Raw genomic sequence first — 14235 nt, 5'->3', positions numbered from 1 at the left:
GATGTTTTGAGTACCGCGGCGCCACAAGCGCCCAGGCAACACGCCCGCGCCTCTCCGGAGGCGCGGGCATTTTCGTTTTGGAACCATTGATGAAGACTGTATCAGTCCAGGAAATCGGCGCGGTGCGGGGTAAAACTGTCGACCAGACGCCCGGCCTCCAGCGCCTTGACGCCATGGACCAGATTTGACGGGACGATGAAGCTGCCGCCCGCTGCCAGGATTTCGCTCCTGCCGTCGATGGTTACCTCGAAGCGGCCTTCGGCGACATAACTCGCCTGGACATGCGGGTGCGAATGCAGCGCGCCGACGCCGCCTCTGTCGAAGCCGAACTCGACCATCATCAACTCGTCGGTGTGCAGCACAACCCGCCTGCGGTTGCCGTCCGGGGTCGGCGTCCAGGCGCCCTCGCCCGCATGCGCAAAGATCTTTGCTTCGGTCATTGCCACTCCTATCGCGCCAGCCAGCCGCCATCCACCGGCACCACGGCGCCATGCATGTAGTTGGACGCCGGCGCCAACAGGAAGACGGCGGCGTCGCCGATGTCTTCCGGCCCACCCCAGCGCCCGGCCGGAATGCGCGCCAGGATGGCGGCGCTGCGCTCGGGATCGGCGCGCAATGCCTCGGTGTTGTTGGTTTCGACATAGCCGGGCGCGATGGCGTTGACATTGATGCCTTTTGCCGCCCACTCGCAGGCGAGCAGTCGGGTGATGCCAAGCACGCCATGTTTCGAGGCTGTGTACGAGGCAACGCGGATGCCGCCCTGGAAGCTCAGCACCGAGGCGATGTTGACGATCTTGCCGCACCGTCCCGGCTCGGCCAGCACACGCCTGGCAAAACTCTGGCTGAGAAAAAAGACCGTCTTCAAATTGACGTCGGTGACGTCATCCCAATCGGCCTCCGAGAAATCGACCGCATCGGCGCGGCGGATGATGCCGGCATTGTTGACCAACCCGTCGAGCGGCCCGGTTTCCTCCCAGACGCTGTCGAGCATCGCCTGTGCGGCGGCATGGTCGGCAAGATCGCAGTTGACCGCTTCGAACTGTCCGTCCGCCGCGGCGATCTTCTGCGCCGTATCGTCCATCGCCGAGCGGCCGACACCGACGACGGTGCCGCCGGCGCGCGCGATCGACACGGCAATGCCCTGGCCAATGCCGGTGTTGGCACCGGTGACAAGGATGCGCTTGCCGGCGAGGCTGAAGGCGGAGAGGTCGGTCTTCGTCGTCATAGCCGATAGGCTCTTTTGGCAAGGGTGTAGGCCAGCTCCCCGGCCAGTTCGTGTGCCTCGTCCTCGCGCAGCCTGTGCTCGGCAACGAGGCGCGCGAGATAGGCGCAGTCGACCCGCCGCGCCACATCGTGGCGGGCCGGTATGGACGGAAAGGCGCGGGTGTCGTCGTTGAAACCGACGGTGTTGTAGAAGCCGGCCGTCTCGGTGGTCATCTCGCGGAACCGGCGCATGCCTTCGGGACTGTCGTGGAACCACCAGGCCGGCCCGAGCTTCAGCGCCGGATAGACGCCGGCCAGCGGCGCCAGTTCGCGCGCATAGCTTGTTTCGTCGAGCGTGAAGAGGATGATGGTGAGATCACGCTCCAGTCCGACGCAGTCGAGCAGCGGCTTAAGCGCCGTCACATAGTCGGCTCGGGTCGGGATATCGAAGCCTTTGTCGCGCCCGAATTTCTCAAAAATAGCCGGCGAATGATTGCGCCAGGAGCCGGGATGGACCTGCAGCACCAGCCCGTCGTCGCGGCTCATCTTGGCCATTTCGGTCAGCATCTGGGCGCAAAATAGTTTGCGCTCGCGCTCATCGTCCGAGCCACGGCGGATGCGGCTGAACAACTCGGTGGCGGCGGCATCGGAAAGATTGGCGGTCTCCGCCGTCGGATGGCCGTGGTCGGACGAGGTCGCGCCAAAGCTCTTGAAGAAGGCGCGACGCTGGCGATGCGCGTCGAGATAGCCGGCCCAACTGCCAGTGTCGCAGCCGGTGATCTCGCCAAGCCGATCGAGATTGGCGGAAAAACCCTCGAAATCGGGATCGACGACCGCGTCCGGCCGGTAGGCGGTAACGACACGGCCTTGCCAGCCGCTGTCGCGGATCGCTTTGTGCCATTTGAGATCGTCGAGCGCGCCCTCGGTCGTCGCGATGACCTCGATGGTGAAGCGCTCGAACAGAGCGCGGGGGCGGAACTCGTCGCGCTGCAGCAGGGCAGCGATGGTGTCGTAATGCCGGTCGGCTGTTGCCGCACTCAGCGGCTCGTCGATGCCGAACAGATGGGCCAGCACATGGTCGAGCCACAACCGGGTCGGCGTGCCGCGAAACAGATAGTAGTGCTCGGCAAAGCGCCGCCAGATGACCCTGCCGTCGGTCTCCACGGGCGCGCCGTCCAGCGTCGGCACACCAAGATCCTCGAGGCGAACGCCCTGGCTGAACAGCATGCGGAAAATGTAGTGATCCGGTACGATGAGCAATTGCGCGGGATCCGGGAATGGCTCGTTCAGCGCATACCAGCGCGGATCGGTGTGACCGTGCGGGCTGACGATCGGCAGATCTTTCACCCCGGCGTAGAGATCACGGGCCAGCGAACGCAAATGCGCTTCGGCCGGGAACAGCAGATCCGGATCGGTCAGCGCGATCATCGAAAAGCGGCTCCTCCCAGGGCCGGTATCGGTACGGTCGAGCAGGAATGATGTCAACGTTGTTGCCGGGAATTGGCGTCCTTGCCGAGCCAGGAAACAGGTGTTACGCCGCGTGCGATCCGCCGCGCAGGAACATATCCATGCACTCAACTCCGTCAGCCCCTTTGATGCCATGACAAGCGGTCATCTGTCCGACAACGCACTCCAGTCATTGCCGAAGCAAGTCGCACTCCCTCGGTACGATCGCAGCCGCGTCGCGCCGGGCATCGTCCATCTCGGCGTCGGCGCGTTTCATCGTGCGCACCAGGCGACCTATGTCGACGACTGCCTGGCGGCCGGAGAGACCGGCTGGGGCATTGTCGGCGTCTCCTTGCGCAGTGCCGACACACGCGACGCGCTGGCGCCGCAGGACGGGCTCTACACGCTGGCGGTGAGAAGCAGCGGCAGTGAGAGCCTGCGCGTCATAGGCTCGATCCAGTCGATGCTGGTGGCACCGGAGGATCCGGGCGCGGTGCTGGCCGCGCTGACCGATCCGCGCACGCTTATCGTCACGCTGACGATCACCGAAAAAGCCTATCTCAGGGCCGCCGACGGCAACCTCGACACAGCCCATCCCGACATCGTTCACGATCTGGCGAACCCGCAACGTCCGAAAACGGCGCATGGTTTCCTCACCGAATCGTTGGCGCGCCGCCGCACCGCCGGTGTCCCGCCGTTCACGGTGCTTTGCTGCGACAACCTTCCGGCCAACGGCGCCACGCTGCACCGGCTGCTGGTCGAATTCGCCACCCGGCGCGACGCTGACCTCGGCCGGCATGTCGCCGACGAAGTGGCTTTCCCCTCGAGCATGGTCGATCGCATCGTGCCGGCGACCACCGAGGCTGACCGGGCGCGCATCGCTGTTGAGCTTGGGCTCAACGACGCCTGGCCGGTGATGACAGAACCATTCTGCCAATGGGTGGTCGAAGACAATTTTCCGGCGGGACGGCCGGCCTGGGAAAAGTTCGGCGTCACCATGGTCGGTGATGTCGGCCCCTTCGAGGACATGAAGCTGAGGCTGCTCAACGGCTCGCATTCGGCCATCGCCTATCTCGGCCTGCTCAGCGGCCACGCGACGGTCGACCGAGCCTTCGCCGATCCGGCGATCCGGCAGTTCGTCGATGCCCTGTGGGCCGAAGCCATTTCAACGCTGCCTGAGGATGCCGGGCTCGATACAAGCGCCTACACGGCGGAACTCACCGAGCGGTTTTCGAACACGGCGCTCGCGCACCGTACAGCGCAGATCGCCAATGACGGCAGCCAGAAACTGCCGCAGCGCATTGTTGCGTCCGCTGTCGCACGGCTTGAAGCCGGCGCCTTGCCTGAGCATCTGACTCTGGTGATCGCCGCCTGGATCGCCGCCTGCGCGGCGCGCGGCAAGACCTTGCCGGAGGGCCATTTCACCGATCCGCTGGATACCGCGCTGGCGGCGCTTTTCAGCCGCGACCTGCCGACGGAAGCGACAGTAGCAGCGGTGTTCGATCTCGCCGGCTTCGCCAAGGACCACGCCGAGCGCCAGACGCTGATCGAGTTCGTGGCCACCCATCTCGTCCACTTCAAGCAGGGCGGCCCGGCGCTCGCACTGGCCGCGCTCGGCATTGGGAGCAAGCAATCATGAGCTCCGGCTAGACCCAGTTACGCTGGGGACAACCGCCGGAACATTTGAGCGTAAGGGGTGTAGAACCTTAGCGCCGGCGGGATAGCGCCCCCCTCTGTCCTGCCGGACATCTCCCCCACAGGTGGGGAGATTGGCCGTCACAGCGGCTTTCGCTAATCTCCAACATTGCAGAGTTTGCGCCGACACCTGAGCTGCCGATCTCCCCCCTTGTGGGGGAGATGTCCGGCAGGACAGAGGGGGGCGCGAAGGATCGCTACCACACGCTACTTCTACGCCACCAATGTCATGTCATCCCAAGGGCTGCGCGCCAGCTTGGGATAGTAGGGATGCTCTAGGCCGGCAGAATAGCGCTTTCCAGCGTGGTGAGCTGGCTAAGGAACTGTTCGGCCTTGCTGCGGGTCTGGTCGTCCTTGGCGTCGGCGGCGTCTTCCTTGGCTTCCTGGATGCGGCGGGCGAGATCGGTGCGATCGACATCCTTCACCGCCACGGCGGATTCCGCCAGCAGCGTGCAGCCGGAAGGCACGATATCGGCAAAGCCGCCGAACACCACATAGCGCTCTTCCTGGCCTGCCACGGTCTTCAGCGTGACGACACCCGGCTTGATCGTGGTCATGACCGGTGCATGATGCGCCATCACGGTCATCTCACCTTCGGCGCCCGGAATGACGACGGATTCGACCTGCTCGGAAACCAGCAGGCGCTCCGGCGAAACCAGTTCGAATTTGAAAGCTTCAGCCATGCCAATCTAGCGAGTAGGGAATAGTGAGTAGCGAATAGTTCAGGAACTATCGCCGACTCATACATACGCCCTACTCGCTACTCCCTATTCGCTTCTTTTCGCTTCTTTATGCCGCTTCGGCCGCCAGGCGCTGTGCCTTCTCGACCGCTTCCTCGATGCCGCCGACCATGTAGAAGGCAGCTTCCGGAAGATGATCGTAGTCGCCATTGCAGAGGCCCTTGAAGCCCTTGATGGTGTCGGCGAGGTCGACGAGCTTGCCCGGCGAACCCGTGAACACTTCGGCGACGAAGAACGGCTGCGACAGGAAGCGCTCGATCTTGCGGGCGCGGGCCACCGTCTGCTTGTCCTCTTCGCTGAGCTCGTCCATGCCCAGGATGGCGATGATGTCCTGCAGCGACTTGTAGCGCTGAAGGATCGACTGCACCTGGCGCGCGACGCCATAGTGCTCGTCGCCGACGACCAGCGGGTCGAGCATGCGCGAGGTCGAGTCCAGCGGGTCGACGGCCGGGTAGATGCCCTTTTCCGAGATCGCGCGGTTGAGCACGGTCGTCGCGTCAAGGTGGGCGAACGAGGTCGCCGGCGCCGGGTCGGTCAAATCGTCGGCCGGTACGTAGATCGCCTGCACCGAGGTGATCGAGCCCTTGGTCGTCGTGGTGATGCGTTCCTGCAGCGCGCCCATGTCGGTGGCGAGCGTAGGCTGATAGCCCACGGCCGAAGGAATACGTCCGAGCAGAGCCGACACTTCGGAACCCGCCTGCGTGAAGCGGAAGATGTTGTCGACGAAGAACAGCACGTCCTGGCCCTGGTCGCGGAAATATTCGGCGACCGTCAGTCCGGTCAGGCCGACGCGGGCGCGGGCGCCTGGCGGCTCGTTCATCTGGCCATAGACCAGTGCCGCCTTGGAACCTTCGCCGCCGCCCTTCTTGTTGACGCCGGATTCGATGAACTCGTGGTAGAGATCGTTGCCTTCGCGGGTGCGCTCGCCAACGCCGGCGAACACCGAGAAGCCGCCATGCGCCTTGGCGACGTTGTTGATCAGTTCCTGGATCAGCACCGTCTTGCCGACGCCGGCACCGCCGAACAGGCCGATCTTGCCGCCGCGGGCGTATGGGGCCAGCAGGTCGAGAACCTTGATGCCGGTGATCAGGATCTGCGCTTCCGTCGACTGCTCGACATAGGACGGCGCCGGCTGGTGGATGGCGCGCATCTCGATGCCGTCGACCGGGCCTTCTTCGTCGACCGGCTCGCCGATGACGTTGATGATGCGGCCGAGCATGCCCGGGCCGACCGGCACGGTGATCGGCGCGCCGGTGTCATAGACGTCCTGGCCGCGGACCAGACCTTCGGTCGAGTCCATGGCGATGCAGCGCACGGTGTTTTCGCCGAGATGCTGGGCAACTTCGAGCACCAGGCGGTTGCCGACATTGACCGTCTCGATCGCGTTCAGGATGGCCGGCAGGTGCTCGCCGAACTGCACGTCGACAACGGCGCCGATGACCTGGCGAACCTTGCCGACCACGCCGGTCTTCTTGACGGAAACCGCCGGCGTCTTGGCTGCGGCTGCCTTGACCGGCGCTGCCGCCTTTGCGGGCGCGGCCGCCTTCTTGGCCGGAGCGGCCTTGGCCGCTGCTGCCGGAGCCTTCGCCGGTGCCGCCTTTGCGGCGGTCTTCGGGGCTGCCGTCTTGGGGGTCGCTGCTTTCGCCATCGTCTTTACCCTTTTCGTCCTTTGTTTCTCACGCTCCAGCAGAAGGCCGATGACCCTCTGGCGGTCGCGCCTAGAGCGCCTCGGCGCCCGAAATGATTTCGATCAGTTCCTTGGTGATCTGCGCCTGCCGCTGGCGGTTGTAGGTGATCGACAGTTTGTTGATCATGTCGCCGGCATTGCGCGTCGCGTTGTCCATGGCGCTCATCTTGGCGCCCATTTCGCCGGCTGCGTTTTCGAGCAGCGCGCGGAAAACCTGGACCGAGATGTTGCGAGGAATGAGATCGGAGAGGATCTCGCCCGGCTCCGGCTCATATTCATAGACGGCATTGCCACCGTCCGCGGCCGCGGCTGGAGCGGAAGCAATACCCGCCGGAATGATCTGCTGCGTGGTCGGAATCTGGCTGATCACCGACTTGAACTGCGAATAGAACAGCGTGCAGACGTCGAAGCCACCCTCATTGAACAGGTGGATGATCTTTCTGGCAATCGCATCGGCATTGACGAAGCCGAGTGTCTTGACCTCGCGCAGGTCGACACGGTCGAGCACCAGCGACGCGTAGTCGCGACGCAAGATATCAAAGCCCTTCTTGCCCACGCAGATGATCTTGACCTGCTTGCCGTCGGCCAAGAGCTTGCGGATGTGGTCGCGGGCGAGGCGGGCAATCTGCGAATTGAAGCCGCCGCACAGGCCGCGCTCGGCGGTGCAGACGACCAGCAGATGCACGTCATCCTTGCCGGTGCCGGTCATCAGTGCCGGGGCATCGCCGCCGCCGCCGATCGCCTGGGTGATGTTGGCCAGCACCGCGCCCATCCGCTCCGAATAGGGGCGCGCCGCTTCCGCCGCTTCCTGCGCGCGACGCAGCTTCGCCGCGGCGACCATCTGCATCGCCTTGGTGATCTTCTGCGTCGCCTTGACCGAGGCGATACGGTTACGAAGGTCTTTTAATGAAGGCATGCTTCAAACCTGATCCAACCCAATCGGCTTCGTTCAAGCAAAGGTCTTGGCGAAGGCGTCGATTTCCGCCTTCAGCTTGGCGCGCAGATCGTCCGACAGCGCCTTCTCCTTGCGGATGGCGTCGAGCACGTCCTTGCCGGCCGCACGCATATGCGACAGCAGGCCCTGCTCGAACTTGCCGACCTGGTTGATCGCCAGCTTGTCGAGATAGCCGTTGACGCCGGCGAAGATCACCGTGACCTGCTCCTCGACCTTGAGCGGCGAGAACTGCGGCTGCTTCAAAAGCTCGGTCAGGCGCGCGCCGCGATTGAGCAGGCGCTGCGTAGCGGCGTCGAGATCGGAACCGAACTGCGCGAAAGCAGCCATTTCGCGGTACTGCGCGAGCTCGCCCTTGATCGAGCCGGCGACCTGCTTCATCGCCTTGATCTGCGCCGACGAACCGACGCGCGACACCGACAGGCCGACGTTGACGGCCGGGCGAACGCCCTGGAAGAACAGATTGGTTTCCAGGAAGATCTGGCCGTCGGTGATCGAGATGACGTTGGTCGGGATGTAGGCCGAGACGTCGTTGGCCTGCGTCTCGATGATCGGCAGCGCGGTCAGCGAACCGCCGCCATTGTCGTCATTGAGCTTGGCGGCGCGCTCGAGAAGGCGCGAATGCAGGTAGAACACGTCGCCCGGATAGGCTTCGCGGCCCGGCGGGCGGCGCAGCAAGAGCGACATCTGGCGATAGGCGACGGCCTGCTTCGACAGATCGTCATAGCTGATCAGCGCGTGCATGCCGTTGTCGCGGAAATATTCGCCCATGGTGCAGGCGGTGAATGGCGCCAGGAACTGCATCGGCGCCGGATCGGAAGCGGTGGCAGCGACGATGATCGAATATTCGAGCGCGCCGCGTTCTTCGAGAACCTTGACGAACTGCGCGACGGTCGAGCGCTTCTGGCCGATGGCGACGTAGACGCAGTAGAGCTTTTCCTTCTCCGGGCCGTTGTCGTGCACCGATTTCTGGTTGAGCATCGTGTCGAGGATGATCGCGGTCTTGCCGGTCTGACGGTCACCGATGACCAGCTCGCGCTGGCCGCGGCCGACCGGGATCAGCGCATCGATGGCCTTGAGGCCGGTCGACATCGGCTCGTTCACCGACTTGCGCGGGATGATGCCGGGGGCCTTGACGTCGACGCGCTTGCGCTCGGTCGCCTTGATCGGGCCCTTGCCGTCGATCGGGTTGCCGAGCGCGTCGACGACGCGGCCGAGCAGGCCCATGCCGACAGGCGTGTCGACGATGGCGCCGGTGCGCTTGACGATGTCGCCTTCCTTGATGTCGCGGTCGGCGCCGAAGATGACGACGCCGACATTGTCGGCTTCGAGGTTGAGCGCCATGCCGCGAATGCCGCCGGGGAACTCGACCATCTCGCCGGCCTGGACATTGTCGAGGCCATAGACGCGGGCGATACCGTCACCGACGGACAGCACCTGGCCGACTTCGGAGACCTCGGCCTCCTTGCCGAAATTCTTGATCTGGTCTTTCAGAATTGCGGAAATTTCCGCGGCGCGGATGTCCATCAGCCGACCTCTTTCAGTGCAAGCTTGAGCGAATTGAGTTTGGTTTTGAGTGACGTATCGATCTGGCGCGAGCCCATCTTGACCACCAGCCCGCCGAGCAGCGACGGATCGACGGTGACGGAGATGGCCACGTCCTTGCCGGCAACGCTTTTCAGCGCCGCCTTCAGTTCAGTCTGCTGGGCCGCCGTCAGCCCATGCGCCGACGTCACCTCCGCGGCAGTCTCGCCACGATGTTCGGCGGCGATCTGGCGGAACGCCTTGATCATGCCGGGAATGGCGAACAGCCGGCGGTTGCGGGCGACGACGCGCAGGAAATTGCCGGTGAGGCCTGTAATCTTGGCTTTGTCGGCGATCGCCGCGATCGCCTTGGCCTGGTCCTCACTGGAGAACACCGGGCTTTTGATCAGGCGGGAAAGATCGGCGCTGCCGTCTAGCATTGCTTGGAAACTGTTGAGATCGGCCTCGACCTTGGCGATCGAATTTGCCTGCAGCGCGAGCTCGAACAGCGAACCCGCATAGCGTTCTGCGACACCTGAGATTGGCGATGACGATTGGGCCACGGACCGTCTTTTCTCTTGTCTGACAGGCCGCAGATTGTTGGCGCGAGCAAAAACTCTGGCTAAATCTTTGACCTTACTGCATTTTTTCAAGCACGGAGGCGCCGCTTCCGCTATCCCCGGCCGAAAGTCGATTGCCGTCTAGCACAGGCATTTTAAGACCGCAATGCGTCGTTCCGCATGCTTTTCAGGCACTATTGTCGCATCTGGCGGCTGAGTTCAACCGAAGCCGTTGGATTCAAGGCAAAAAGCCGAAGGCAAAGGCAAGCGGCAGCCCGGCCAGCACCAGTTCCACGACGATGGAAACCCAGTTGAAAGGCGTGTTGGCGCCGTCAGACATCATCGACAGCAAGCGGCCGAAGGCGGTGAACAGCCAGGAAAAGCCGAGCGCCATATAGAGCAGCGGCTGCGCCAGCAGGAGGCAGCACAGGCTGACACCGAGATAGAAGCCCGACATGCGGCCGCGCCCCTCGGCGATGGCGGCGAGTTTTTCGGGCTTGGGCTGCAGCCGAAGAATCCTGAAGCCAATTCTGGGCGCCAGAAACAGCAGCAGGCCGAAGGCGAGCGTGACGACGGCGCTCGACCATGCCAGCCACTCGCCCTGGCTCGTCGGCCACGGAAATGCAAATTCCATCTTGTCCCCTCGAAAATGCTTGTCTTGAAAATTTTGAGCATTCTAGCCGACCGGGAGACATGCACCAGATGGGTATTGCGATTTTAGATCGGGTTATCCCAGCGCGAATTCGACCGCCGCCTCGGCATGGATGCGCGTCGTGTCGAAGACCGGAATGTCGAAATCCGGCTGGCCGATCAGCATGGTGATCTCGGTGCAGCCCATGATGACGCCGTCGATCTTTTCATCGCGCCGCATGCGGGTGACTTCATCGACGTATGCCGCCTTCGACTCTGTTGTGACGATGCCCTGGCAGAGCTCCTCGTAAATGGCGCGGTGAACCATGTCCCGCCCGGCCTGATCCGGCACCACGGGATGCAGCCCATGCTTCTTGATGAGCCGGCCCTTGTAGAAATCCTGTTCCATGGTGAAGCGCGTCGCCAGCAGCGCCGGCCGGTTGACACCGGCGTCCTTGATCGCAACGGCCGTGGCATCGGCGATATGGATGATCGGGATCGACACGGCCGCCTGCACGGCGTCGGCCAATTTATGCATGGTATTGGTGCAGATCAGCAGCCCTTCGGCCCCCGCCTGTTCCAGCTTGCGCGCCGCTTCGATCAACAGCACGCCGGCGCCTTGCCAGTCTCCTTCATGCTGCCGCTCGGCAATCTCGGCGAAATCGAACGACCACAGCAAAAGCCTTGCCGAATGCAGCCCGCCCAGACGCTCGCGCACGATCTCGTTGAGCAGGCGATAATAGATAGCCGTCGATTCCCAGCTCATGCCGCCGATCAGGCCAAGGGTTTTCATGACGTTCGCTGCTCCGATCCGATTTGCATCGTCGATCTCACAAAAAGCTCTGCGGGTCGATGTCGACCTGCACCCGCACCGAGCCGCGCTGTTTCGGCCCTTCGGCCAGCATGGTGCGGATGAAGCCTTGCATGTCGGCGCGACGCTCGCCCTGGATCAGCAGGCGAAAGCGATGGCGGCCGCCGAGCAAGGACAGCGGCGCCTCGGCCGGGCCGAGTACGAACAGGTCGGTGGCCTGGGGCGCAGCACGCCGCAGGCCGCGCGCATGGCCCTCCGCTTCCGCCCGCGACGCGGCGCTGACGATGACGCCGGCGAGCCGGCCGAAAGGCGGCAATGCCGCCCGCTCCCGCTCGGCGATCTCGCGCTCGTAGAAGGCATCCGCGTCGCCGGAGACGATCGCCCGCATCACCGGATGGTCAGGCTGAAATGTCTGCAGCAGGCCAAGGCTTTTCTTGCCGGTGCGGCCGGCGCGACCGGTCACCTGGCTGAGCAGTTGAAAAGTGCGCTCAGCGGCGCGCGGATCGCCATTGGCGAGGCCGAGATCGGCATCGACGACGCCGACCAGCGTCATGTTGGGAAAGTTGTGGCCCTTGGCGACCAGCTGGGTGCCGATGACGATGTCGGCCTCGCCATCGGCGATGGCTTCCAGCTCCAGCCTCAGCCGCCGCACGCCGCCCATCAGGTCTGACGACAGCACGATGGTGCGAGCGTCGGGAAAATGCGTGACGACCTCTTCGGCGATGCGCTCGACGCCCGGACCGCAAGCCACCAGATGGTCGAGCGTGCCGCATTCCGGACAGGCCTCGGGCCGGCGCTCATTGTGCCCGCAATGGTGGCAGACGAGCTGGCCGCGAAACCGGTGCTCGACCAGCCAGGCCGAGCAGACCGGACAGCCGAAACGATGGCCGCAAACCCTGCACAGCGTCAGCGGCGCATAGCCGCGCCGGTTGAGGAACAGCAGCGACTGCTCCTGTTTCTCCAGTGTCCGTCGCATATGATCGATCAGCACAGGCGACAGGAACCCGCCGCGCGCCGGGGGCGCCCGGCGCATGTCGATCGTCTTCAGGTCGGGAAGTGCCGCCTCGGCAAAACGCGCCGAAAGCACTGCCCTGCCGTAGCGGCCTTGCAGCGCGTTGACCCGGCTCTCCACCGACGGTGTTGCCGAAGCCAGCACCACCGGGAAGCCGCCAATATGGCCACGCACCACCGCCATGTCGCGCGCATTGTAGAAGACGCGGTCTTCCTGCTTGTAGGCAGGGTCATGCTCCTCGTCGACGACGATCAGCCCGAGTTCCCTGAACGGCAGGAACAGCGCCGAGCGGGCGCCGGCGACGACGCGCACGCCGCCTTCCGCCACTTGCCGCCAGACCCGTTCACGCATTTTTGGCGGCAGGTCCGAATGCCATTCCGCCGGCTTGGCGCCGAAGCGTTGCTGGAAGCGTTCGAGAAAGGCATGTGTCAGTGCGATCTCCGGCAGCAGGATCAGCACCTGCTTGCCCTGGTCGAGTGCGGCCGCCACCGCCTCGAAATAGACTTCCGTCTTGCCCGATCCGGTCACGCCGTCGAGCAGCGTGACACCGAAGGCGCTGGCCATGACATTGCTACGCAGCATGGCGGCGGCATCGCCCTGGTCCACCATCAACTCCGGCACGGCATAGCTCGCATCGGGTGCTGCGACCACCGGTCGCGGCGGGATCATCACCGTCTCGAACACGCCTTGCGCCTTCAGCCCGTCGATGACGGTCGACGACACGCCGGCCGCATGCGCCAGCCCGGAGCGCGTCCAGGCGAGCCCGCCTTCGGCTGTCTCCAGCACCCGTAGTCTCGCGGCGGTCATCCGGTCGGGCTCGGTCACGGTGCGCAGCAAGCCCTCGATCCACGGTTCCGGGTCAAAGGCTTCTGGCGCCCGGAGCAGCATGCGCGCCACCATGCCGGGCGGCGACAGCGTGTATTGCGCGATCCAGTCGACGAACTGGCGCATCGCACGATCGATCGGCGGGCAGTCGAAGACCTGCTCGATCGGTCGCAGTTTTTTCGCGTCGACCTTTTCGACCACGCCATCCCAGACGATGCCGGCAACCTGGCGCGGACCGAGCGGGACGCGCACGATCGAGCCCGGCACCACCCGCATGCCGGCAGGCACGGCATAGGTGTAGGGGCGTTCGGCAGGCATCGGCACCAGCACCGGTGCGGCTGCGACAAAGGGCGAATCTTCGATCATGAGGCGTGACCTTGCCCCGACTTTGGTCTAGATCAAAGGGCAACCCCGAATGTGCATGGCATGCACATGAGAATCTTCAGGAGACCCCCCATGAAATTTTTTGTCGACACCGCCGATATCAAGGACATTCGTGAGCTGAACGATCTGGGGCTGCTCGACGGCGTCACCACCAATCCTTCGCTGATCCTGAAATCCGGCGGCAAGATCGCCGACGTCACCAAGCAGATCTGCGACATCGTCAAGGGCCCGGTCTCGGCCGAGGTCACCGCCACCGAATATTCCGAGATGATGCAGCAGGCCAAGGTTCTGGCCAAGATCGCCGACAATGTCTGCATCAAGGTGCCGCTGACGCTGGACGGCCTGAAGGCCTGCAAGACCATCCGCACCGAGATGAACCGCCTGGTCAACGTCACGCTCTGCTTCTCGGCCAACCAGGCGCTGCTGGCGGCCAAGGCCGGCGCCTCGTTCATCTCGCCCTTCGTCGGCCGCCTTGACGACATCGGCCTCGACGGCATGGAGCTGATCCAGGAAATCCGGCAGATCTACGACAATTACGATTTCCAGACCGAGATCCTCGTTGCCTCGGCGCGCACCGTGAACCATGTCAAGCAGGCAGCCCTGATCGGCGCCGACGTCGTCACCGCGCCGCCGGCGACGCTGAAGGCGCTGGTCAAGCATCCGCTGACCGACAAGGGCCTGGAACAGTTCCTTGCCGACTGGGCAAAGACCGGCCAGACGATCGGCTGAGGCCAAGCCGCACCGCGTAACAAAAAAGGCCGAGCGA

General features: G+C 64.1%; 13 protein-coding genes. 2 read left to right on the top strand and 11 right to left on the bottom strand.

The genetic code is table 11. The features are described from left to right. Positions 1–101: 101 nt before the first annotated feature. From AC1DVW_RS25920 to uxaC, 3 genes are read right to left on the bottom strand one after another with little or no spacing between them, the layout of a single operon-like run. Entirely contained in the window at positions 102–440 is a 339-nt protein-coding gene (locus AC1DVW_RS25920; protein ID WP_477326904.1) for a cupin domain-containing protein, read from the bottom strand. An 8-nt stretch (positions 441–448) separates the two neighbouring features. Next, a complete protein-coding gene (gene kduD, locus AC1DVW_RS25915) occupies positions 449–1225 on the bottom strand; it encodes a 2-dehydro-3-deoxy-D-gluconate 5-dehydrogenase KduD (protein WP_477326902.1) in 777 nt (258 codons plus the stop codon). Next, positions 1222–2631 carry a glucuronate isomerase gene (gene uxaC / locus AC1DVW_RS25910; RefSeq protein WP_477326900.1) on the bottom strand — a complete coding sequence of 470 codons (1410 nt, stop codon included), beginning with the start codon at positions 2629–2631 and terminating at the stop codon, positions 1222–1224. Before uxaC ends, kduD begins: the two co-directional genes overlap by 4 nt. A 172-nt stretch (positions 2632–2803) precedes the next feature. Between uxaC and AC1DVW_RS25905 the strand changes: the two genes are divergently transcribed. Next, positions 2804–4288: a mannitol dehydrogenase family protein gene (locus tag AC1DVW_RS25905; RefSeq protein WP_477326898.1), complete on the top strand. Its 1485-nt coding sequence runs from the start codon at positions 2804–2806 to the stop codon at positions 4286–4288. A 331-nt stretch (positions 4289–4619) separates the two neighbouring features. On the opposite strand, the gene AC1DVW_RS25900 is transcribed toward AC1DVW_RS25905, so the two are convergent. From AC1DVW_RS25900 to AC1DVW_RS25865, 8 genes are all read right to left on the bottom strand, one after another. After that, entirely contained in the window at positions 4620–5027 is a 408-nt protein-coding gene (locus AC1DVW_RS25900) for a F0F1 ATP synthase subunit epsilon (protein WP_477245973.1), read from the bottom strand. Between the two features lie 106 nt (positions 5028–5133). Further along, complete coding sequence (atpD, locus tag AC1DVW_RS25895; RefSeq protein WP_477270548.1) at positions 5134–6732, bottom strand: F0F1 ATP synthase subunit beta; 1599 nt, start codon at positions 6730–6732, stop codon at positions 5134–5136. Positions 6733–6802: 70 nt separating this feature from the next. Then, the gene (locus AC1DVW_RS25890; RefSeq protein WP_477245969.1) at positions 6803–7687 is read right to left on the bottom strand and encodes a F0F1 ATP synthase subunit gamma; all 885 of its coding nucleotides are present in this window, start codon (positions 7685–7687) and stop codon (positions 6803–6805) included. A 33-nt stretch (positions 7688–7720) separates the two neighbouring features. After that, positions 7721–9250 (bottom strand): F0F1 ATP synthase subunit alpha, encoded by a 1530-nt coding sequence (atpA, locus tag AC1DVW_RS25885; protein WP_477245967.1) that lies wholly within the window; start codon positions 9248–9250, stop codon positions 7721–7723. Beyond that, positions 9250–9810, bottom strand: a complete 561-nt coding sequence (locus tag AC1DVW_RS25880) for a F0F1 ATP synthase subunit delta (protein WP_477326896.1) — start codon at positions 9808–9810, stop codon at positions 9250–9252. Before AC1DVW_RS25880 ends, atpA begins: the two co-directional genes overlap by 1 nt. Positions 9811–10045: 235 nt before the next feature. Continuing rightward, on the bottom strand, positions 10046–10441 hold the full coding sequence (locus tag AC1DVW_RS25875; protein ID WP_477270544.1) for an AGROH133_08824 family phage infection protein: 396 nt from the start codon (positions 10439–10441) through the stop codon (positions 10046–10048). A gap of 93 nt (positions 10442–10534) precedes the next feature. Then, positions 10535–11230, bottom strand: coding sequence for an aspartate/glutamate racemase family protein (locus AC1DVW_RS25870; RefSeq protein WP_477326894.1), 696 nt, complete (start codon positions 11228–11230; stop codon positions 10535–10537). A gap of 37 nt (positions 11231–11267) precedes the next feature. Continuing rightward, entirely contained in the window at positions 11268–13451 is a 2184-nt protein-coding gene (locus AC1DVW_RS25865) for a primosomal protein N' (protein ID WP_477326892.1), read from the bottom strand. A gap of 90 nt (positions 13452–13541) precedes the next feature. On the opposite strand from AC1DVW_RS25865, the gene fsa reads away from it, so the two are divergent. Continuing rightward, positions 13542–14198, top strand: coding sequence for a fructose-6-phosphate aldolase (fsa, locus tag AC1DVW_RS25860; protein ID WP_477270538.1), 657 nt, complete (start codon positions 13542–13544; stop codon positions 14196–14198). Positions 14199–14235: the final 37 nt, after the last annotated feature.

It is taken from the genome of Mesorhizobium sp. P3_B5 (genome assembly GCF_056402815.1).
Note: the sequence above shows the minus strand (reverse complement) of the source record. Positions and strands in the feature narration are given on the sequence as shown.

Excerpts from the sequence above, each read along its gene's own strand:
- AC1DVW_RS25920 (WP_477326904.1), bottom strand. The coding sequence starts at position 440 with ATGACCGAAGCAAAGATCTTTGCGCATGCGGGCGAGGGCGCCTGGACG.
- kduD (WP_477326902.1), bottom strand. The coding sequence starts at position 1,225 with ATGACGACGAAGACCGACCTCTCCGCCTTCAGCCTCGCCGGCAAGCGC.
- uxaC (WP_477326900.1), bottom strand. The coding sequence starts at position 2,631 with ATGATCGCGCTGACCGATCCGGATCTGCTGTTCCCGGCCGAAGCGCAT.
- AC1DVW_RS25905 (WP_477326898.1), top strand. The coding sequence starts at position 2,804 with ATGACAAGCGGTCATCTGTCCGACAACGCACTCCAGTCATTGCCGAAG.
- AC1DVW_RS25900 (WP_477245973.1), bottom strand. The coding sequence starts at position 5,027 with ATGGCTGAAGCTTTCAAATTCGAACTGGTTTCGCCGGAGCGCCTGCTG.
- atpD (WP_477270548.1), bottom strand. The coding sequence starts at position 6,732 with ATGGCGAAAGCAGCGACCCCCAAGACGGCAGCCCCGAAGACCGCCGCA.
- AC1DVW_RS25890 (WP_477245969.1), bottom strand. The coding sequence starts at position 7,687 with ATGCCTTCATTAAAAGACCTTCGTAACCGTATCGCCTCGGTCAAGGCG.
- atpA (WP_477245967.1), bottom strand. The coding sequence starts at position 9,250 with ATGGACATCCGCGCCGCGGAAATTTCCGCAATTCTGAAAGACCAGATC.
- AC1DVW_RS25875 (WP_477270544.1), bottom strand. The coding sequence starts at position 10,441 with ATGGAATTTGCATTTCCGTGGCCGACGAGCCAGGGCGAGTGGCTGGCA.
- AC1DVW_RS25870 (WP_477326894.1), bottom strand. The coding sequence starts at position 11,230 with ATGAAAACCCTTGGCCTGATCGGCGGCATGAGCTGGGAATCGACGGCT.
- AC1DVW_RS25865 (WP_477326892.1), bottom strand. The coding sequence starts at position 13,451 with ATGATCGAAGATTCGCCCTTTGTCGCAGCCGCACCGGTGCTGGTGCCG.
- fsa (WP_477270538.1), top strand. The coding sequence starts at position 13,542 with ATGAAATTTTTTGTCGACACCGCCGATATCAAGGACATTCGTGAGCTG.